The organism is Micromonospora sp. ATA51 (genome assembly GCF_016802855.1).
GTDB classification, from domain to species: domain Bacteria; phylum Actinomycetota; class Actinomycetes; order Mycobacteriales; family Micromonosporaceae; genus Micromonospora; species Micromonospora sicca.
Window position 1 is genome coordinate 1 of sequence record NZ_JAEVHJ010000114.1, and the last position, 19,889, is coordinate 19,889.

Genomic DNA, 19,889 nt, shown 5'->3' on the forward strand with positions numbered 1-19,889 from the left:
TGCCGCCACGGCGGGGCCGACCGGCGCGGTGGCGAGGCCGAGCGCGAGCGTCGCCACGAGCAGTGCCGCCAACCGGGCGGCCGTCCGTCGTACAGGTGCCACTGCTGCCATTCAGGTTTCCTTCCGTCAGCCGCCGACCGGGTTAGCTGACGGGTTCGGGACGGAAGATCCCTACCGCTGGCGCGGATGCACCCCACGAACATGGTTCCCCGGTTCGCCGCGGGCGGCGATTAGGCGGCGGCCACCGCAGGCGCCGGTGGGCGCGCCCGGCGGAGGCCGGGGCCGAGCCTACCGGTGGTGCCCCGGCCCGGCCCGGTGAGCTAAGGGCACGACCGGGGGCAAAACCGGCATGAGTGCACAATACCCACACTGATTTAAGTTTGCCCTAATTACCACTCGACCGCACCACAGGCCCCAGGTGACGCCCCGGGCTCGATCTGCAACGTCGCGTGATCGATCCGGAAGTCCTCGTGCAGGGCGGTCCGGGCGGCGGCCAGCACCTCGCCCACCTCGGCGCCCGGGCACATGGTCAGGTGCGCGGAGGCCACCTCCATGCCCGAGGTCAACGTCCAGACGTGCAGGTCGTGCACCTCGGCGACGCCGGGCACCGAGGCCAGCCGGTCGTGCACCGCGGTCACCTGGAGGTGCTCTGGGGCGGCCTGCACCAGGATGCGCAGCGCCGCCCGCCCCAGCCGCCAGGTGCGGGGCAGGATGAACAGCCCGATCGCGACGGCGACGAGGGGGTCCGCCCACCACCAGTCGGTGAGCGCGATGACCAGCGCGGCGCCGATCACCCCGAGCGAGCCGAGCAGGTCGCCCAGCACCTCCAGGTACGCCCCGCGCAGGTTGATGCTCTCCTCCGCCCCGCCGCGCAGCAGGGCGAAGGCGGCGACGTTGGCCAGCAGGCCGAGCACCGCCACCGCGAGCATGGGGCCGGCCAGCACCTCCGGCGGCTCGCCGAACCGGCGTACCGCCTCGACCAGCACGTAGACCGCGACGGCGCCGAGCAGCACCGCGTTGGCCAGGGCGGCCAGCACCTCGAGCCGGTAGAGCCCGAAGGTGCGCTGCGGGTCGGTGTCGGCGTGCCGGGTGGCGGTGATCGCGGCGAGGGCCATGCCGATGCCCAGCACGTCGGTGAACATGTGCCCGGCGTCGGAGAGCAGGGCCAGCGAGCCGGTGGCGAACGCGGTGACCGCCTCGACCAGCATCAGGGCGGTGAGCAGCCCGAACGCGGCCCAGAGTCGACCCCGGTGGCGGTAGGCGGCGTTGGTCACCGCCCCGCTGTGGTCATGACCTGCGCCCACGCCCACACCCTTTCGCCCTCGCCCCGGCCGGGCCCAATCTATGTTCACATCGCTATGTATGCAACTGAACGGCCAGTGTCCGCCCTCTCGCGGTCGAAGCCCTGCTCAGCCCAGCGCGTCGAGGGTGGTGAGCCGCTGCGTGGCCCGGGAGAGCGCCACGTAGAGGGTCCGTACACCGGAGCCCGGATCCGCCCGGATCTCGCTCGGCGCGACCAGCACCACCCCGTCGTACTCCATGCCCTTCGCCTGGAGGCTCGTCACCACCTGGAGCCGGGCGCCGCCCAGCTCGCCGAGCCAGCCGGCCACCTCATCCCGGCGCGGCACCGGGGTGATCACCCCGACCGTCCCCTCGACCTCGGCCAGCAGGGTCCGGGCCGCCGCCACGGTGGCCGCCGACAGCCCGGCGGCCGGCACGGTCCGCTCGACCGGCTCGATGCCGGTGGAGCGCACCGCGGTGGGCAGCGGCAGGTCCGGGTAGAGCCGGCGGATCTCCGCCGCCGCCACCGCGAAGATCTCCGCCGAGTTGCGGTAGTTGGTGGTCAGCGTGAACTGGTGCCGGCGGCGTCGTCCCAGCGCCTGGTCCCGCGCCCGGGTCAGCTCCTCCGGGTCACCGGTCCACGCGGTCTGCGCCGGGTCGCCCACCACCGTCCAGGAGGCCAGCCGGCCGCGCCGGCCGATCATGCGCCACTGCATCGGCGAGACGTCCTGCGCCTCGTCGACCACCACGTGCGCGTACTCCCGGTAGTCCTCCGGCCGCTCCCGGGCCGCGGCGCGGGCGGCCCGCTGCCGGTCCGCGAACGTGCTCAGCTCCCGGACCCCGCCGGCGAGCTGGAACGGGTCGCGCTTCGCCTTCGCCGGCCGCACCGGCTTGCCGAGCAGCGCGTCCAGCTCGTCCAGCAGCGCGATGTCCGCGATGGTCAGCCCCGCGGTGTCCAGGCTCCGGTACGCCTCGGTCAGCAGCCGGATCTCCGCCCCGGACAGGATGCCGCCGGCGTACCGGCGCAGCCGCTCCGGCCGGGCCAACCAGCCCAGCACGTGCCGCGGATGCAGCCGGGGCCACCAGGCCTTCAGGAACTCCCGGAACTCCGGCCGGTCGATGATCTCGTCCTCGAACGCGCGCTGCTCCGGCAGCCGGACGACCCGCAACTGGCGGGCCTGGGCGTAGAGCGCCGCGAGGACCCCGTCGAAGCCGGCGCGGCGCACCTCGTTGCGGCGCGCGCCCCGGGGCAGCGCCCGGTCCCGGATGCCGTCCAGCTCCCGGCGCTCCAGCCGGAGCAGCTCGCCCCGGTAGAGCAGCCGCAGCTCGCCCGGCGAGTCCGGCACCGTGTCCCGGACCGCGCCCTCCAACACCCGGCGCATCCGCAGCGACCCCTTCACCGCCGCCACGTCGGGGGAGTCCGTCCGGGACGCCGACATGCCCGGGAAGAGCGAGCCGAGCGAGTGCAGGGTGGCCGTCTCCTCGCCCAGCGAGGGCAGCACCGAGGCGATGTACTCCACGAAGACGCTCGACGGGCCGACGACCAGGATGCCGCCGCCGGCGTACCGGCTGCGGTCCGAGTAGAGCAGGTACGCCGCCCGGTGCAGCGCCACCGCCGTCTTGCCGGTGCCCGGGCCGCCGGAGACGATCGTGACGCCCGAGCCGGGGGAGCGGATCGCCTCGTCCTGCTCCCGTTGGATGGTCGCCACGATGTCCCGCATGCCGCGACCGGTGGCCCGGGACAGGGTGGCGAGCAGCGCCCCGTCGCCGACCACCGCCATGTCCGCCGGCGCCGCGGCCGGATCGAGCAGGTCGTCCTCGATCCGGGTCACCTTCTCCGCCGACGACTGGATGGTGCGCCGCCGCACCACGCCCATCGGCTCGGCCGGCGTCGCCTGGTAGAAGGCCGCGGCCGCCGGCGCCCGCCAGTCCACCACCAGGGTCTCGGCGTTCTCGCCGCGCACCCCGAGCCGCCCGACGTGCAGCACCTGCCGGTTACGCAGGTCGAGCCGGCCGAAGACCAGCCCCTCGTGCTCGGCGTCCAGCGCGTGCCGGCGCCGCGCGGCGTGGAAGACCATCGCGTCCCGCTCGACCAGCGCCCCGAAGTTGCCCACCCGGGCCAACCGGTAGCCCTCCCGCTCGGCGTCGGCGGCCGACCGGCGCAGCTCCGCCAGCCGGGCGTACACCCGGTCGAGATGCCGCTGTTCGGCGGCCATCTCCCGGTCCAGGGTGGTCTGGTCGGTCAACGCGGCAACTCCTGTGGTCCGGGCGGCGGGCACGGTGGCTGAATGAGGGTACGGGCCGGCCTTCCGGCCCGTTCCAGGGCCATGCCGGTCCGCACTCCCGCCCCGTCCGGGTTGCCCGTTATCCGGCCGTTCCCACCCCGGCCGCCGGGCGATCGCCGGCGCGGCTGCCGTCCGGCGCCGGCCGCTCCAGCACCTGCCGGAGCACCGCGGCCAGCGCCGCGTTCACCTCGTCCGGCCGCTCCATCATCAGCATGTGCCCGGCGCCCGGGCAGACCGTCAGCTCGGTGGTCGGCAGCGCGGCGGCGATCGACTCGGCGCACGGCGGCGGGGTGAGCCGGTCCCGGTCGCCGACCAGCGCGGCGGCCGGCAGGTGGCCCAGCGCGGCCAGCGTGTCGAGCCGGTGCTGGGCGCCGATCGAGGCGCGGAACCCGCCGATCGAGCGCAGCGAGGCGTGCGCCACCGCCGAGGTGACCAGCCGGATGTCCGCCGGGTCGCAGCGGTCGCCGAAGAGCATCCAGCGGATGCTGGGGCGCAGCGCGCGCAGCAGCGCCCGGGGCGGCCGCCAGGACCCGCACCGGGCCAGCACCCCGGCGCCGGTGGTCTCGGCGAGCCGGATCAACCGGGCGATCCGGGGCGACAGGCCGTAGACGGTGTGCGTGTGCCCCTCGGCGGTGGTCGAGACGAAGACCAGCCCGGCGGTCCGGGCGGCGAACTGCCCGGGGTGGCGGTGCGCGTACTCCATCACGGTCATCCCGCCCATCGAGTGCCCGACCAGCAGCACCTTCCCGGTCGGGGCGACCTCGTCCACCACCGCGGCGAGGTCGTCGCCGAGCTGGGCCAGGGTAGCGGTACGCAGCGCCATGCAGCTGGACCGGCCGTGCCCCCGGGCGTCGTAGGTGACCACCCGGACCCGGTCGCCGAACCGCTCCCGGATCTCGGCGAGCTGGCGGTGCCAGCTGCGGCCGTCGAGCGTCCAGCCGTGCAGCAGGATCGCCGTCACCTCGGCGTCGTCCGGCCCGGTCACCGTCACGTGCAGGCGTACGTCGTCGGGAAGCTGTACCTCCAGGTGCTCCGGCATCGCTACCTCCCCCGGGCCGGCCGGCGTTCCTCGCACCGGCGTAACCCGGCGGTAACACCGGCTACCCGCCATGACAACACGCCAACCGTGGTGATGAGAAGATTCGCAACCGGCACCCGCGCGGTCGGATCGGTGACCAGGCTGGAGGGCATGTCGCCGCCGCGCCCGACCCCGGCCGCCGGAGCGGGCCGCAGCCCGCGTACGGCCCTGGCCGAGCTGCTCGCCGGGAACCGCCGCTTCGTCAGCGGCCAGCCCGTGCACGGGCACGACGTCACCGCCGCGGCGGCGGTCGCCTCGGGCGACCAGCAGCCGTACGCCGTGGTGCTCGGCTGCATCGACTCGCGGGTCCCGCTGGAGGCGATCTTCGACCAGACGTTCGGGTCGATCTGCGTGATCCGCACCGGCGCGCACGTGCTCGACCAGGCGGTCCTCGGTTCGATCGAGTACGTGGTGGGCCAGCTCGGGGTGCCGCTGGTGATGGTGCTCGGGCACGAGCGCTGCGGGGCGGTCGGCTCAGCGGTGCAGACGCTGCGTACGGGACAGCGGCCCGGCGGCTCGCTGGCGTACGTGGTGGACCAGATCGCCCCGGCGGTGGTCGAGGTGGGCCCGGACGACCCCGGCGCGCACCCGCTGGCGGTCCGCCGGCACGTGCTCCGCACGGTGGCCGCGCTGCGCGCCGACGACCTGCTCACCGGCCCCGTCGCCGCCGGTCGGGTCGCCGTGGTCGGCGCGCTCTACGACCTGGCCACCGGCAACGTCACGCTGCTGGAGGAATGACCGGGGCCGAGAAAGGACGAACCGCCCGCCGGGTGACCCGGCGGGCGGTTCGTGGTGACGCGAGAGGGCTCAGCCCTCGAAGACGCCGGCCTCGACGAGACGCTTCTCGGTGGCGTCCCAGCCGTGGCCCGGGTGGGCGGCCGCGAGGCCGTTGATCTCCGCCCGGATCTTGGCGGCGTGGCCGGCCGCGGCCAGCACCCGGATCTCCTCGACGAAGGCCTCGGAGTCGGTGCGCAGGTGCGCGGTCTTGCCGTTGGTCAGGTTCCGCACGTAGGCGTGCTTGCCGCCGTTGAGCGGGATGACGTACTTGAACTCGCCCAGAACGCTGAGGGCGCCACCCTGGCCAGCCTGGCCGGCCCGGACTGACGCGCGCGCGGTCTTAGAGGTGTTGCTCGCCACGGAGGTACTCCTTGCAGACGTACGGGAGGACTTGATCGTCCGGGGGCTGTTGCGGGTGACGCCCGGATGAGCCTCGGCCCGCGAAGATGTACGGCGGCACAGAACCGCCCAAGAAACTGTACACGACCGCGACACCTGGCTGGTCGTCGCGCCGTCATGGTGGTCAACGGGGTCACCCGGCCGGCTATTCCGGCCGGATCCGGCCGGCGAATTTTCCGATTCCCTAGCGCACCATCCGTCACGAGGTTCATCATGTGTTGCAGAGGCCACTCGGGTGGACGAGGTCGTAGGGGAAGACGCACCTCGCTCTCCGGGAGGTCACCGTGCCAACGCGTGGCGTCGTATACGTCCACTCGACCCCGCTCGCCGTGTGCTCACACGTCGAGTGGGCGATCGCGCGCGTCCTCGCCGCGCCGGTCAACCTGCAGTGGACGGCCCAGCCCGTCGACCCCGGCGCCCGCCGCGCCGAGTGCGGGTGGACCGGTAGCCCGGGGACGGGCGCCGAGCTGGCTGCTGCCCTCCGGCAGTGGCCCATGATCCGTTTCGAGGTGACCGAGGAACCCAGCCCCGGCGCCGACGGCGAGCGGTTCATGTACGTCCCGGGGCGGGGCCTGTTCCGGGCCACCGTCGGCGCGGCCGGCGACATCCAACTCGGCGAGGACCGGCTGCGCAGCCTCATGGCGTCCGCCCGCGCCCCGGAGGCCCTCGCGCACGCCCTGGACAAGGCCCTCGGCACCGCCTGGGACGCCGAGCTGGAGCCCTACCGGTACGCCGGCGACGGCGCCCCGGTGACGCTGCTCACCCGGGTCGGTTGACCGAAGGTCAAGTTGCCCGATACGCGGTGAACTGGTGGGATGGGTCGCGTGTCGACCACCCCTCGACGTACCTTCGTCGTGCTCGCCGCACTGACCGCGCTGCTCGTCTCCGGCTGCGCGAAAGAGCCGGCAGGACCGCATCTCGCCGGGCCGCCGAGCCCCTCCTCGGCCGCCCCGACCCCGACCCTGACCCCGACCGCCGCCGATCCGGCCGCCCGGGCCGCGGCCCTGGTCCGCACGCTCGCCGACGAGGACCTGGTCGGCCAGGTGCTGATGCCGTACGCCTACGGCAGCTCCGCGACCAAGGTCTCGCCCGGGTCGCCGCCGGCAACCGGGCCCTCGCCGGGGTCGACACCCCGGCGGAGATGGTGGCGAAGTACCGGCTCGGCGGCCTGATCCTGGTCGGCTTCAGCGCCGACGACCCCACCTCCGGCAACCAGGCCACCACCAACGTCGACAACCCCAAGCAGGTCCGGGAGCTGACCACCGGGCTGCGGGAGGCCGCCGGGAAGCTCCCCGCCGGCCCGGCTCCCTTCCTCATCGGCACCGACCAGGAGTACGGCGTGGTCACCCGGGTCACCGACGGCGTGACCCTGCTGCCCAGCCCGATGGCGGCCGGGGCCGCCGGGAAACCGGCGCTGACCGAGGCCGCCTGGCGGGCCGCCGGCGCGGAACTCGCCGCGATGGGGATCAACCTCGACTTCGCCCCCGTCGCCGACGTGCTGGCCACCCGGAGCACCGTGATCGGCTCCCGCTCCTTCGGCGCCGACCCGGCCAACGCCTCCGCGCAGGTCGCCGGCGCGGTGCGGGGCCTGCAGGCCGAGGGGGTGGCGGCCAGCGTCAAGCACTTCCCCGGGCACGGCCTGAGCGCCACCGACTCGCACAAGGACGTGCCGGTGATCGGCCAGTCCCGCGACGTGCTGGACCGGACGGCGTTCCCGCCGTTCCGCGCCGGCATCGGCGCCGGCGCCATGGCGGTCATGTCGGCCCACCTCGACGTGCGGGCCGTCGACCCGGGCGTCCCGGCCACCTTCTCCCACAAGCTCCTCACCGACGTGCTGCGCGGCCAGCTCGGCTTCCAGGGCGTGGTGATCACCGACGGGATGAACATGCCGCCGGCCAAGCGCTGGTCGCCCGGCGAGGCGGCGGTGCGGGCCCTCACCGCGGGCAACGACCTCATCCTGATGACCCCGAACGTGAGCCAGGCGTACGACGGGCTGCTCGCCGCGCTCCGCGACGGCTCGCTGCCCCGGGCCCGGCTGGTGGAGGCCGCCACCCGCGTGCTCACCATGAAGTTCAAGCTGGCCGACCGGCCGACCCCGGAGCTGTCCGGACTCAACAGCGCCGACCACCGGAAGGCGGCGGCCGACCTGGCCGCGGCGGCGGTCACCCAGCTGCGCGGGAAGTGCGGCGCCCCGGTGGCCGGACCGGTCACCGTCACCTCCTCCGGCGGGCGGGACCGGACCCGGGCGACGCTGACCGAGGCGCTCACCGCAGCCGGCGTGAAGGTGGTGCCCAGCGGCGGCACCGTCGTCCACCTCGTCGGGTACGGCGACGGCGGCGACGACCTGCGCGCCGACGCCACGGTGACGGTGGCCATGGACACCCCGTACGTGCTGGCCGCCGCGAAGTCGCCGACGCTGCTGGCCACCTACTCGTCCAGCCGGGCGTCGATGACCGCGCTGGCCGGGGCGCTCGCCGGCAAGGCCCGGCCGGGCGGCCGGTCGCCGGTCCCGGTGTCCGGGCTGCCCGCCACCACCTGCGGCACCTGACCGGCGGCCGCCGCCGCGACAGGCCCGACCGCGACCAGCCCGACTGGTAGCGTTCGGGCGTCCGCCGCCGCAGGAAACGGAGGGTCGAGCGCCGTGACGCGACCGGAGCCGGCACTCTCCGTGGTGGTGCCGATGTTCAACGAGGAGAGCGTCCTGCCGCTGCTGGCCGAGCGGCTACGCGGTGTGCTCGACGGCCTCGGCGAGGCGTACGAGGTGGTGGCGGTCGACGACGGCAGCACCGACGGCACCGCCGCCGGGCTGACCGCCCTGCGGGTGGGCTGGCCGGAGCTGCGGGTGCTGCGGCTGCGCCGCAACAGCGGCCACCAGGCCGCCCTGGTCGCCGGGCTGCTCCGCGCCCGCGGCGGGTACGTGGTCAGCATCGACGCCGACCTGCAGGACCCGCCCGAGGTGATCGTCGAGATGCTCCGCCGGGCGCGCGCCGACGAGCTGGACATCGTCTACGGCGTCCGGGCCGACCGGAGCCGGGACAGCGCGTTCAAACGGTGGACCGCGGCCGGCTACTACCGGCTCATCCGGCGGCTGGTCGGCAAGCAGGTGCCCGCCCAGGCCGGCGACTTCCGGCTGCTCAGCCGGGCCGCCGTGGAGGCGCTGCGGGAGCTGCCCGAGCGCAGCCCGGTGCTCCGCCTGGTGGTGCCCTGGCTCGGCTTCCCCAGCGGGGAGGTCGGCTACGAGCGGCAGGAACGCGCCGCCGGGCGGACCAAGTACCCGCTGTCCCGGATGGCCGGTCTGGCCGCGGAGAGCGTCACCAGCTTCTCCGCCGCGCCGCTGCGGGTGGCCACCTGGCTGGGGCTGGCCGGGGTGGCCGTCTGCGGGGTGCTGGTGGTGGTGGCGGTGCTCGCCTGGTTCGCCGGCGCCACGGTGACCGGTTGGCCGTCGCTCTACGTGGCGATCCTGTTCCTCGGCGCGGTGCAGCTGCTCTGCCTCGGCCTGCTCGGTGAGTACGTCGCCCGGATCTACACCGCGGTGCAGGGCCGGCCCGCGTACTTCGTGGCCGGCGACAGCGCCGCCGAGCCGGCTTCCGCCGGCCGGGACGTCGTCGAGCTGGCCGACACGCTGCGGTGACCACCCTCGCCACCGGGGACGCCACCCCGTCGACCGTGGGCCCGCGTCGCCATCCGGCCGCCGTCCGGTTCGCCCCCGCCCTCGCCGGCTACGCGTTCGTCGCGGTCGTCCTGCTCAGCGCCGGCACGCCCGCACTCGACATCGCCCGCTGGACGGCGTACGCCCTGCTGGCGGTGCTGCTGCCCGGCACCCTGGTGTTCCGGGCGCTGCGCCGCCGGCCGCACACCCTGGTCGAGGACCTGGCGATGGGCGCGGCCGTCGGGCTGGTGCTGGAGCTCGCCGCCTGGGCGGCGTTCACCGCCGTCGGGGCGCCCGGCTGGTTGCGCCTCTGGCCGCTGGCGGTGCTGGCGCCGTTCGCCGCCGTGCCGCGGCTGCGCCGGCACTGGCGGGTCCGCTACGACACTGTCGCCCCGGCCGGCTGGGCCTGGGCGCTGACCGCGGTGGTCGCCGGCTTCACCGTCTACCTGTACGAGTCGTTCCTGGCCGTCAACCCGGTGGTCCCCACCGACGAGGGGCAGGCGCAGTACATCGACCTGGCGTTCCAGCTCTCCCTCGCCGGGGCGGCCACCCACCAGGTGCCGCTGGAGGTGCCGCAGGTGGCCGGGGAGCCGCTGCACTATCACTGGTTCGGCTTCGCCCACCTGGCGGCGACCAGCCTGGTCAGCGGGGTCGACCTGCCGACGGTCTTCTTCCGGCTCGCCGTGCCGGCGCTCTGCGCGCTCGCCGCCGTGCTGGTCGCCGTGGTGGGCTGGCGGATCACCGGCCGGCCGTACGCCGGGGTGGTCGCCGCGGGGCTGATGTTCACCGTCGGGGAGTTCGGCTTCGAGAACGGGTGGCGGCAGCTCTTCGGCACCCAGGCCACCTTCATCGTCTGGGGCAGCCCGTCGATGACGTACAGCTGGGTGCTGCTGTTGCCGCTGATCGCGGCGCTCGGGGAGATCGTCGGTCGGGCCCGCGGCGTGGCCGTGCCCCCGTTCGGGCGCGGCGCCTGGGTGCTCGCGGCGCTCTTCCTGGCCGCCTCCACCGGCGCGAAGGCCAGCACGGTGCCGGTGGTGCTGGCCGCGCTCGGGTTCACCGCCGTGCTGCTGCTGGCGGTCCGGCGCCGGCTGCCGCGCGCGGTGCTCGTCGCCGCCGGGCTGGCCCTCGCGGCGCAGGTCTTCGCCACGGCGGTGCTCTTCGCCTTCGAGAGCCACGGGGTGACCGTCGACCCGTTCTCCGGGCTGCGGACCTACCTGCCCGAGGACCGTTCCGCCGGGGTAACCGCGATGCTCTGGGTGGCGGTGCTGCTGGCCCTCCTGCTCAGCCTCCAGCTCCGGCTGGCCGGCGTCCTGGCGCTGCTGCGGGCGCGCCGCGGCCGGCTGGAGCCGGTGCAGCTCCTCCTGCTCGGCGGCGCGCTCGCCGGGCCGGCGATCTACCTGCTGGTCGGCCACCCGGGCAGCAGCAACCAGTACTTCACCCGGACCGGCTTCGCCTTCGGCGTGCTCCTCTCCGCCTGGGGCTGGGTCGAGGTGGCCGATCGGGCCGCGCTGCGGCCCGGGGACGGCTGCTGCTCGGGGTGGGGACCGCCGGGTTCGCGGTGCTGCTGACCGCGGTCCAGCTCGGGTCCGTGACCAGCACGCCGGCGATCCCCGCGTACGCCCCGGTGCTGCCGCTGCTCTGCTGGGCCGCCGCCCTGACGGTGGTGGCGCTGCTGGTCGCCCTGTGCTGGCCGGCGCTGGTCGGGCGCTGGCCCGGGCTGGCCGGCCGGGGCGGGCTGCTGCTGCTCACCGCCGTGCTGGTCGCCGGCGCGCCCGGCCTGGTCATGGACGCGGCCGCCGCCGGGAAGCAGCCGAACGGCGGGGCGTACCCGGTGGTGCCGATGCCCGCCTCCCGCGTCGAGGCGGCCCGCTGGGTCCACGCGCACAGCGACCCGGACGACGTGGTGGCCACCAACGTGCACTGCCGGGCCGTGGTGGACGGCTGGTGCGACGCCCGCACGTTCTGGCTCAGCGGTTACGCCGAGCGCACGGTGCTGGTGGAGGGGTGGGCGTTCGCGCCCCGGATGGTCGGGCTGCCCGAGGGCCCGTACGCCCCGTTCTGGGACGCCGACCGGCTGCGCGCCAACGACGCCGCGTTCACCGCCCCGACGTCCGCCGGGCTGGCCGCCCTCCGCGACCGGTACGGGGTGCGCTGGCTGGTGGTAGACCGCGCCGTCGCAGCGGAGTCGCCGACCCTGCGCACCCTGGCCGACCTGCGCTTCGAGAACTCCCGGACGGCCGTCTACCGGCTCCGCTGATCCGGCCGGTCCGGCTCAGCCCTCGGCCGGGCGGTGGGCGCGGAGCATCAGCGAGACACCGGGGAGCGACTTCACCGGCAGGTACCGCTCGGCGGTGATGATCGTGCGCAGCCCCAGGTTGAGCACCGGGTTCAGGTCGTCCAGGTCGCTGCCGGTGGAGCGGCGCCGCCGCCAGGCGGCCACCGGGCGGAGCACCACGTTCCAGCTCCACAGCTCGTCGACCACGAGCCCGGCCTTCTCCACCACCGCCCGCAGCGAGGCACGGTCGTAGCGGCGCACGTGCCCGACCGCCACGTCGTGCGCGGACCAGAGCCGCATGTCGCACGGCACCGCGATCAGCGCCGTCCCGCCCGGGCGCAGGGTGCGCCGGATCTCGGCGGCGGCGAGGTGGTCCTCGTCGAAGTGCTCCAGGATGTCGAAGGCGACCACCAGGCCCAGGCCGGCCGAGGAGACCGGCAGGTGGCGGGCGTCGGCCCGGATCACGTCCAGGCCCCGCTCCCGGGCCACCCCGGCGCCCTCCGCGCTGTACTCCAGGGCCAGCGGGCGCCAGCCGTGCGCCCGCAGCACCCGGGTGTTGCCGCCGCCGGCCGCCCCGATGTCCAGCGCCCGCTCCGGTCGCGTCCCGGCCGCCGCCAGCCGGCGCAGCGCCCGACCCAGCAGGGCGCGCCGCTCCCGGTACCACCAGTGGGTGTCCTCGAGCGCGGCGAGCTTGCGGATCTCGGTCGCTTCCACGCCGCAGACGGTAACAGGGCCGTTTCCGTTCAGTGGACTTTGACAAGTCCATGGTTGGAAGTCCCGCCTTGCGGTGGGACGGTCCCGGTCTGACGCGCGTCGGCGGTGCCGGGTTGACGTTTCACGGCCACCGGCCCGCCGGGGCGGGTCTTACGGTCGGCTCCACGTCCGTTTAGCGACTCCCGGCCACTCCGGGCGTCGGTGGCCTCGTGCGCGAGCGCGGCGAGGTTGCGTGCGGCGTTCACATCCCGGTCCAGGGTCAGGCCGCAGGTGGTGCAGGTGTAGGTGGCTCGGACAGGGCCAGCTTGGTTTTCACCGCGCCGCAACCCGAGCAGGTCTTCGAGGACGGAAACCAGCGGTCAGCCACGACCAGCCGGCCGCCATTCCATTGGGATTTGTAGGCCAGTTGCCGGCGTAGCTCGGCGAACCCGGCGTCGGCGATGTGCCGGGCCAGCCGCCGGTTGCGCAGCATCCCGGCCACATTCAGGTCTTCCACCACGATGGTGCCGTACTCCCGGGCCAGGCGGGTGGTGAGCTTGTGCAGCCCATCGCGGCGCAGATTCGCCACCCGGGCGTGTGCGCGGGCGACTTGGCGGCGCGCCTGCGCCCACCGCGTTGACGGATTGCGGCCAATGCGCCGGTCGGGGCCGACCCTGCGGGACATCCGCCGGGCCAGGCGTCGCATCCGCCGCCCAGCGGCGTTGAGGTGACAGGGGTTGGGCGCCAGTTCGCCAGTCGAGAGCACCGCGAGGTGCTTGAGGCCCACGTCTGCGCCGATCGCGGCAGCCGGGCGGGCCGGGCTGCGCTCGGCGCGGTCGACCTCGACGCAGAACGCGACGTGCCAGCGTCCGCCGTCGCGGCGTACGGTCGCGGACAGGATCCGGGCGGTCCCGGCGTCCAAGCGGCGGGCGAGCTTGCGGGCGGACTCGTGCAGCTCGAGCCGGCCCAACCGGGGAAGCACGACATGCTTGCGATCCGGCTCGACGCGGATCGCGCCGGTGGTGAATCGCACGGTCGGGGTCGACCGGCGGCGTGACTTGAACCGGGGGAACCCGACCAGCCGTCCGGCGCGCCTGCCCGTACGGGAGTCCGACCAGTTCTTCAAGGCCCTAGCCAGGGCATCCAGGCCGGTGTTGTACGCCTCCTTGGAGCACTCGGCCCACCACGGCGCCACCTCGGACTTCGCCTGATTCCACGCCCTACGCAGCGCGGGAAGCGACCAGCCGACCACCGGGGTCAGGTCCGCCTCGTCGATGCCGTACGAGCGTTCGGCGGCCCGCTGATCCATCACCGCCTTCACTCGCGCCAGTGCCCAGTTGTGCGCCACCCGGGCCGCCCCCGCATGCGCGAGCAGCGCCCGCTCCTGCGACGCAGTCAAATCCAAGGCGTACCGGTACGCCTGCACGGTCTTCACGCCGGGTTGTCCCTCGTCGCGGCTTCCACGGCCCGGCGAACCCTGCTCGCCCTCACACCGCGCCCGTACAGACGCCCCCACAACGACGTCAAGATCTCCGTGACGTCCCGCACAATGTCCTCGCCCAAAGTCCACCACCAGCAGCCGGGGGCCCTGCCCGGCAAGGGCAGCCTCAGCGTACTCGCTGCCGAGACGGACGAAAGCATCGACAAAGATTAGCCGACCCACAGCGAGCCGGCACCGGCAGTTTCATTCCCGAAACCACCGGTACGCCGTGACGTGATACACGGCTTCCCGCTGTGCCCACCATCTAAAGTTCACGAAGGCACTACAGCGCATACTCACGACGAATCGGCAGGGCCCCTCCGCTCGGAGGGGCCCTGCCGATTCGTCACTCTGTTACAGCGGGATGTTGCCGTGCGCGCCCCGGGCGGCCGGCGCCGCGGCGAGCGCCTCGGCGATCCGGCGCCGGGTCTCCTCCGGCTTGATCACGTCGTCCACCACGCCGATCTCCAGCGCCCGGTTGACGCCACCGGCGAACCGGACCTGCTCCTCGATCAGCTGGGCGCGCAGCGCCTCCCGCTCCTCGGCGGGCGCGGCGGCCAGCTTCTTGCGGTGCAGGATGTTGACCGCCGCGCTGGCGCCCATCACCGCGACCTCCGCGTTCGGCCAGGCGAAGACCGCGGTGGCGCCGAGCGACCGGGAGTTCATCGCGATGTACGCGCCGCCGTACGCCTTGCGGGTCACCAGCGTCACCCGCGGCACCACCGCCTCGGCGAACGCGTGCAGCAGCTTCGCGCCGCGCCGGACCACGCCGTCCCACTCCTGGCCCAGGCCGGGCAGGTAACCGGGGACGTCGACCAGGACGATCAGCGGCACCCCGAGCGAGTCGCACATCCGCACGAACCGGGCCGCCTTCTCCGCGCTGGACGCGTCGAGGCAGCCACCCAGCCGCAGCGGGTTGTTGGCGATCACGCCGACCGTCCGTCCGGCGAACCGGCCGAGCGTGGTGACGACGTTCGGCGCCCACTTGGCGTGCAGTTCCACGCCCGGGGCGTCGAGCAGCGCCTTGACCACCGGCTTCACGTCGTACGCCCGGTTGGTCTCGGCCGGCATCTTCGCGGCCAGGTCGTGCCCGTCGGTCGCGCCGGCCGGCACGTCGTCGGGGCAGAGCCGCCCCTGGTGGCCCAGCAGCGCGGCGAGCTTGCGCGACTCGACCATCGCCGCCTCGTCGTCGGCGCAGGTCACGTGCACCACGCCGGAGCGCCGGCCGTGCGGCTCGGGGCCGCCCAGGCGCTCCATGTCGACCTGCTCGCCGGTGACGCTGCGGACCACCTCGGGGCCGGTGACGAAGATCCGGCCGGCACCGCTCATCACCACGATGTCGGTCAGCGCCGGACCGTACGCGGCGCCACCGGCGGCCGGGCCGAGCACCACGGAGATCTGCGGCACCCGGCCGGAGGCCCGGACCATGGCGGCGAAGACCTGCCCGACGGCGTCGAGCGCGACGACGCCCTCGGCCAGCCGGGCGCCGCCGGAGTGCCAGAGGCCGAGCACCGGCACCCGCTCCCGGACGGCGGTGTCGATCGCGTCCACGACGTGCCGGCACCCGTCGGTGCCCATCGCGCCGCCCATCTTCGTGGCGTCGGTGGCGAACGCGATCGCCGGCGTACCGTCGATCTCACCCCGCGCCCAGAGCGCGCCGGAGGTGTCCCGCGGCGAGGCCAGGCGCAGCGTGCCGGCGTCGAACAGCGCCCGCAGCCGCACCTCGGGATCTCGGTAGTCCACGGTCGCGCTCTCCGCGCTGACGGCGGTCGTGGTCACTTGTGCCTCCAAGGCTGTGGTCTCAGGCCCGCGTGAAGACGAGAGCCACGTTGTGACCGCCGAAGCCGAACGCGTTGTTCAGCGCGGCGGGGATCTCCAGGTGGCGCGCCTTGTGGGCGGCCACGTCCATGGTCAGGCCCTCGTCCGGGTCGTCCAGGTTGATCGTCGGAGGCACGACACTGTCGCGGATGGCCAGGATGGCGGCGATCGACTCCAGCGCGCCGGCCGCGCCGAGCAGGTGCCCGGTCATCGACTTGGTGGCGGAGAGCACCGGGTGGTCGCCGAGCGCCTTGTGCAGCGCGCCGATCTCCAGCATGTCGCCCACGGGGGTCGAGGTGGCGTGCGCGTTGACGTGCCTGATGTCCGTCTTCGCGACGTCCGCGTCGGCGATCGCCTTCGCGATGGCCCGGATCGCGCCCTCGCCCTCGGCGTGCGGCTGCACGATGTCGTACGCGTCCGAGGTGATGCCGGCGCCGGCGAGGCGCGCGTACACCCGGGCGCCGCGGGCGGCGGCGTGGTCGGCGCGCTCCAGGACCACCACACCCGCGCCCTCGCCGAGCACGAACCCGTCCCGGCCCTTGTCCCACGGGCGGGAGGCCCGCTCCGGCTCGTCGTTGCGGGTCGACATGGCCCGCATCGAGGCGAAGCCGGCGATCGGCAGCGGGTGGATGACCGCCTCGGTGCCGCCGGCCACCACCACGTCGGCCCGGCCGGCGCGGATGATGTCCAGGCCGAGCGCGATCGCCTCGGCGCCGGTCGCGCAGGCGCTGGCCACCGAGTGCACGCCGGCCTTGGCGCCCAGTTCCAGCCCGACCCAGGCGGCCGGACCGTTCGGCATCAGCATCGGCACCGTGTGCGGGGAGACCCGCCGCGGCCCGGACGCCTCCAGGATGTCGTCCTGGGCGAGCAGGGTGGTGGCGCCGCCGATGCCGGAGCCGACGCTGACCGCCAGCCGCTCCGGGTCCAGCCCGGAGTCGGCCAGGCCGGCGTCGGCCCAGGCCTGCTGCGCCGCGATGATCGCGATCGCCTCGGACCGGTCCAGCCGGCGCAGCTTGACCCGCTCCAGCACCTCGGAGGGTTCCACCGCGAGCTGGGCGGCGATCCGGACGGAAAGTTGCCCGGCCCACTCCTGGGTGAGCGCACTCACCCCGGAGCGGCCGGCGAGCATGGCGTCCCAGGTCGACGCGACGTCCCCGCCGAGCGGGGTCGTCGCGCCGAGCCCGGTGACGACGACGTCGGGGCGACTCATGATCAGGACTGCGCCGCGATGTAGCTGACGGCGTCCCCGACGGTCTTCAGGTTCTGCACCTCGTTGTCCGGGATCTTGACGCCGAACTTCTCCTCGGCCGCCACCACGACCTCCACCATTGAGAGGGAGTCGACATCGAGGTCGTCGGTGAAGGACTTCCCCTCGGCCACGTCGTCCGGGTTCACCCCGGCAACCTCTTCGAGGATCTCGGCGAGGCCGGCGGTGATCTCGTCACGGGTCATTGCGGTTGGTTCCTTTCATCGGGGGTTCACTCGACGGCCGGCGGTGCCGGTCGTCACACCTCGGCGCGTGGGCGCCCGAGGGGGTCTTCAGGGGCAGCGGACGACCTGACCGGCGTAGGTCAGGCCGCCGCCGAAGCCGAACAGCAGCACCGGGGCGCCCGCGGGCACCTCCCGCCGCTCGACCAGCTTGGACAGGGCCAGCGGCACGCTCGCCGCCGAGGTGTTGCCGGACTCGACGATGTCCTTGGCGATGATCGCGTCCGGGATGTTCAGCCGCTTGGCGATGCCGTCGATGATCCGGCCGTTGGCCTGGTGCGGCACGAACGCGGCCAGCTCCGAGGGCGCCACCCCGGCCTTCTCGCAGGCCTGCAGCGCCAGCGGCGCCAGCGCGGTGGTGGCCCAGCGGAAGACCGCCTGCCCCTCCTGCGCGATGTACGGGCGCCAGCCCTCGATCCGGACCGCGTCGCTCTTCTCCGGCACCGAGCCCCAGACCACCGGGCCCACCCCGGCCGGCTCACCCTCGGCGGCGGCGGTCACCACGGCCGCGCCGGCGCCGTCGCCGAAGATGATGCAGGTGGAGCGGTCGGTCCAGTCGGTGAAGTCGGAGAGCTTCTCCGCGCCGATGACGATGGCGTTGCGCGCCGCCCCGGCCCGGATCGCGTGGTCGACGGTGCCGAGGGCGTACGCGAAGCCGGAGCAGGCGGTGTTGATGTCGTACGCGGCCGGGGCGGTGATGCCCAGCTTGGCGGCGACCCGGCAGGCCACGTTCGGGCTGCGGTCGACCGAGGTGCAGGTGGCCACCACGACGAGGTCGATGTCGGCGGCGGTGAGGCCGGAGTTGGCCAGCGCCTTGCCGGCGGCGGCGGTGGCCATGTCGGCCACCGTCTCGTCGCCGGCGATCCGCCGGGTGACGATCCCGACCCGGTCCCGGATCCACTCGTCGTTGGTGTCCACGAGCTGGGCGAGGTCGTCGTTGGTCACCACCCGCGACGGCTGGTAGTGGCCCATCGAGACGATCCGACTGCCTGCCATTAGTGCTGTCCTCCGATGCGGGCGAGCGGCTGGCCCGGGGCGACCGGGTCGTCGTGGTGAGCGAGCCACTCGGTGAGCAGCCCGCTGTCGTGCGCGGTCACCTCGACCGGCCCCTGCCGGGTGGCCACGTGACCGATGACCTGGCCGGTGCGCAGGTCCGCGCCCTCGGCCAGCTCGGCGAGCGGCTCGAAGGTGCCGGCGGCGGGGGAGACCACCACCCGGAACTGGATCACCGGCTCATGGCCGCCCAGGCCGCTGTGCCGGGCGATCAGGTCCCGCGCGGCGGGCAGGTCGTCGGGGGTGTTCAGGGTGACGATCTCGGGCACGCCGGTGGCCTTCAGTTCCCGCTTGACCAGGCCGGCCAGGGTGCCGGCGGGGGGCAGCTCGATCACCCCGGTGACACCGAGGTCGGCCAGGTTGCGCATGCACAGGTCCCAGCGCACCGGCGCGGTCACCTGCCGGACCAGCCGCTGCACCATCTCCCGGCCGTGGTTGACCGCCGAGCCGTCGAGGTTGGACAGCAGGATCCGGGCGGGGTCGGCCGGGGTGATCCCGGCGGCGACATCGGCCAGCGCGGCCTCGGCCGGGGCCATGTACGGCGTGTGGAAGGCGCCGGCCACCTGGAGCCGGATCACCCGGGTCTTCGCCGGTGGCTCGGCGGCCAGCTTGTCCAGCCCGGCCACCGCGCCCGCGGCGACGATCTGGCCGGCGCCGTTGCGGTTGGCCGGGTGCAGCCCGTGCGCCTCGGTCGCGGCGAGCACCTCGTCCGGGTCGCGCCGAGCACGGCGGCCATCCCGGTGGGCTCCAGCGCGCAGGCGGCGGCCATCTCCCGGCCGCGGACGCCGGCGAGGGTGATCGCCGCCTCGGCGGGCAGCACCCCGGCGAGGGCGGCGGCGCCCAGCTCACCGACGCTGTGCCCGGCGGTCACCGCGACGTCGTACATCGGCAGGTGCTCGGCGGCGAGCAGCGCGGCCGCGACCAGCAGCGGCTGGGTGCGGGCGTGTCCCTGATCTCGTCGGCGTCGGCCTTCGTGCCGAGGTTGACCAGGTCGACGCCGGCCAGCGCGGACCACCAGCGCAGCCGCGCCTCGGAGCCGGTCAGGTCGAGCCAGGGAGTCAGGAAGCCGGGTTTCTGGGAACCCTGGCCGGGTGAGAGTACGGCGAGCACGCTTATGACTCTGACGGATACTCGTGGGTCGCGCTGTAGCGAGGGACACCAAACCGCACTAGAACCTTTGGCGGTTTCCTACAAAAATCGGCGGTGATCATCACCGGCCTGTGATGTTTTCCTCACGGCTGGGGTCATTGTCTGGGTCGGGACGGGTGCGACCCCCGGGACGACCGGGTCCAGCCGACCCACCGTCAGCGCCACCTGGAGGGCGAACGCGTCGCGGGGCGCCAGCGGCGAGAAGCCCGTCACCTCCGCGATCCGCTTCAGCCGGTAGCGCACGGTGTTCGGGTGCACGAAGAGCGCCCGGGCGGCACTCTCCAGCGTGCCCCCGGCCGCGAAGAACGCATCCAGCGTCTCGAGCAGCTCGCCACCGGCCCGGACCAGGGTGGCGTACACGTCGTGCCGGAGCCGGCGGCGGGCCTCCGCGTCGCCGGCCCAGCCGTTCTTCTCGTACATCGGGGTATCGGTGGGGATGCGTGGGTGTTGTTGAGAACCGTGTG

Annotated in this window: 17 protein-coding genes, 2 pseudogenes and 1 riboswitch; of the genes and pseudogenes, 6 read left to right on the forward strand and 13 right to left on the reverse strand. The window is 74.2% G+C overall.

Features of this window, described 5'->3' with window-relative positions:
- Positions 1-115: 115 nt before the first annotated feature.
- A riboswitch (cyclic di-AMP (ydaO/yuaA leader) is annotated at positions 116-247 on the reverse strand.
- A gap of 142 nt (positions 248-389) precedes the next feature.
- The 3 genes from JNW87_RS18730 to JNW87_RS18740 form a co-directional block, all read right to left on the reverse strand.
- The gene (locus JNW87_RS18730; RefSeq protein ID WP_109804989.1) at positions 390-1,304 is read right to left on the reverse strand and encodes a cation diffusion facilitator family transporter; all 915 of its coding nucleotides are present in this window, start codon (positions 1,302-1,304) and stop codon (positions 390-392) included.
- Between the two features lie 105 nt (positions 1,305-1,409).
- Entirely contained in the window at positions 1,410-3,527 is a 2,118-nt protein-coding gene (locus JNW87_RS18735) for an AAA family ATPase (protein WP_238454119.1), read from the reverse strand.
- 118 nt (positions 3,528-3,645) lie between these two features.
- Positions 3,646-4,605 carry an alpha/beta fold hydrolase gene (locus JNW87_RS18740; protein ID WP_109804979.1) on the reverse strand — a complete coding sequence of 320 codons (960 nt, stop codon included), beginning with the start codon at positions 4,603-4,605 and terminating at the stop codon, positions 3,646-3,648.
- Between the two features lie 132 nt (positions 4,606-4,737).
- Here JNW87_RS18740 and JNW87_RS18745 point away from each other — a divergent pair, with 132 nt between their 5' ends.
- The gene (locus JNW87_RS18745; RefSeq protein ID WP_375373519.1) at positions 4,738-5,382 is read left to right on the forward strand and encodes a carbonic anhydrase; all 645 of its coding nucleotides are present in this window, start codon (positions 4,738-4,740) and stop codon (positions 5,380-5,382) included.
- A 69-nt stretch (positions 5,383-5,451) separates the two neighbouring features.
- On the opposite strand, the gene JNW87_RS18750 is transcribed toward JNW87_RS18745, so the two are convergent.
- Positions 5,452-5,781, reverse strand: coding sequence for a hypothetical protein (locus JNW87_RS18750; protein ID WP_109804978.1), 330 nt, complete (start codon positions 5,779-5,781; stop codon positions 5,452-5,454).
- Positions 5,782-6,104: 323 nt separating this feature from the next.
- Here JNW87_RS18750 and JNW87_RS18755 point away from each other — a divergent pair, with 323 nt between their 5' ends.
- The 5 genes and pseudogenes from JNW87_RS18755 to JNW87_RS18775 all read left to right on the forward strand — a co-directional run bounded on the left by JNW87_RS18755 (position 6,105) and on the right by JNW87_RS18775 (position 11,726).
- On the forward strand, positions 6,105-6,596 hold the full coding sequence (locus tag JNW87_RS18755; RefSeq protein ID WP_109804977.1) for a DUF3145 domain-containing protein: 492 nt from the start codon (positions 6,105-6,107) through the stop codon (positions 6,594-6,596).
- A gap of 39 nt (positions 6,597-6,635) precedes the next feature.
- Positions 6,636-8,368 (forward strand): annotated as a pseudogene (locus tag JNW87_RS18760) (glycoside hydrolase family 3 protein).
- 93 nt (positions 8,369-8,461) lie between these two features.
- On the forward strand, positions 8,462-9,451 hold the full coding sequence (locus JNW87_RS18765; protein WP_255420244.1) for a glycosyltransferase family 2 protein: 990 nt from the start codon (positions 8,462-8,464) through the stop codon (positions 9,449-9,451).
- Positions 9,448-11,037 carry a hypothetical protein gene (locus JNW87_RS18770; protein WP_238454120.1) on the forward strand — a complete coding sequence of 530 codons (1,590 nt, stop codon included), beginning with the start codon at positions 9,448-9,450 and terminating at the stop codon, positions 11,035-11,037. Before JNW87_RS18765 ends, JNW87_RS18770 begins: the two co-directional genes overlap by 4 nt.
- Complete coding sequence (locus tag JNW87_RS18775; protein ID WP_238454121.1) at positions 11,007-11,726, forward strand: hypothetical protein; 720 nt, start codon at positions 11,007-11,009, stop codon at positions 11,724-11,726. Before JNW87_RS18770 ends, JNW87_RS18775 begins: the two co-directional genes overlap by 31 nt.
- Before the next feature lie 15 nt (positions 11,727-11,741).
- On the opposite strand, the gene JNW87_RS18780 is transcribed toward JNW87_RS18775, so the two are convergent.
- The 9 genes and pseudogenes from JNW87_RS18780 to JNW87_RS18820 form a co-directional block, all read right to left on the reverse strand.
- The gene (locus tag JNW87_RS18780; protein WP_109804974.1) at positions 11,742-12,458 is read right to left on the reverse strand and encodes a bifunctional 2-polyprenyl-6-hydroxyphenol methylase/3-demethylubiquinol 3-O-methyltransferase UbiG; all 717 of its coding nucleotides are present in this window, start codon (positions 12,456-12,458) and stop codon (positions 11,742-11,744) included.
- A gap of 29 nt (positions 12,459-12,487) precedes the next feature.
- The gene (locus JNW87_RS41560) at positions 12,488-12,784 is read right to left on the reverse strand and encodes a zinc ribbon domain-containing protein (protein WP_368666287.1); all 297 of its coding nucleotides are present in this window, start codon (positions 12,782-12,784) and stop codon (positions 12,488-12,490) included.
- A complete protein-coding gene (tnpB, locus tag JNW87_RS18785) occupies positions 12,718-13,872 on the reverse strand; it encodes an IS607 family element RNA-guided endonuclease TnpB (protein ID WP_238454122.1) in 1,155 nt (384 codons plus the stop codon). Before tnpB ends, JNW87_RS41560 begins: the two co-directional genes overlap by 67 nt.
- A gap of 399 nt (positions 13,873-14,271) precedes the next feature.
- Positions 14,272-15,696 (reverse strand): acyl-CoA carboxylase subunit beta, encoded by a 1,425-nt coding sequence (locus tag JNW87_RS18795; protein ID WP_109804973.1) that lies wholly within the window; start codon positions 15,694-15,696, stop codon positions 14,272-14,274.
- Positions 15,697-15,718: 22 nt separating this feature from the next.
- A complete protein-coding gene (fabF, locus tag JNW87_RS18800) occupies positions 15,719-16,945 on the reverse strand; it encodes a beta-ketoacyl-ACP synthase II (protein WP_238454123.1) in 1,227 nt (408 codons plus the stop codon).
- 2 nt (positions 16,946-16,947) lie between these two features.
- Positions 16,948-17,187, reverse strand: coding sequence for an acyl carrier protein (locus JNW87_RS18805; protein ID WP_088972559.1), 240 nt, complete (start codon positions 17,185-17,187; stop codon positions 16,948-16,950).
- A gap of 87 nt (positions 17,188-17,274) precedes the next feature.
- The gene (locus JNW87_RS18810; protein ID WP_109804971.1) at positions 17,275-18,219 is read right to left on the reverse strand and encodes a beta-ketoacyl-ACP synthase III; all 945 of its coding nucleotides are present in this window, start codon (positions 18,217-18,219) and stop codon (positions 17,275-17,277) included.
- Positions 18,219-19,386 (reverse strand): annotated as a pseudogene (locus tag JNW87_RS18815) (acyltransferase domain-containing protein). The gene JNW87_RS18810 and the pseudogene JNW87_RS18815 overlap by 1 nt, the downstream one beginning before the upstream one ends.
- A 78-nt stretch (positions 19,387-19,464) precedes the next feature.
- The coding region (locus tag JNW87_RS18820) for a CdaR family transcriptional regulator (protein ID WP_238454124.1) at positions 19,465-19,889 on the reverse strand (425 nt) is incomplete at its 5' end.

Coding starts and splice junctions, on each gene's coding strand:
- JNW87_RS18805 (WP_088972559.1), bottom strand. CDS start 17,187: ATGACCCGTGACGAGATCACCGCCGGCCTCGCCGAGATCCTCGAAGAG.
- JNW87_RS18810 (WP_109804971.1), bottom strand. CDS start 18,219: ATGGCAGGCAGTCGGATCGTCTCGATGGGCCACTACCAGCCGTCGCGG.
- JNW87_RS18740 (WP_109804979.1), bottom strand. CDS start 4,605: ATGCCGGAGCACCTGGAGGTACAGCTTCCCGACGACGTACGCCTGCAC.
- fabF (WP_238454123.1), bottom strand. CDS start 16,945: ATGAGTCGCCCCGACGTCGTCGTCACCGGGCTCGGCGCGACGACCCCG.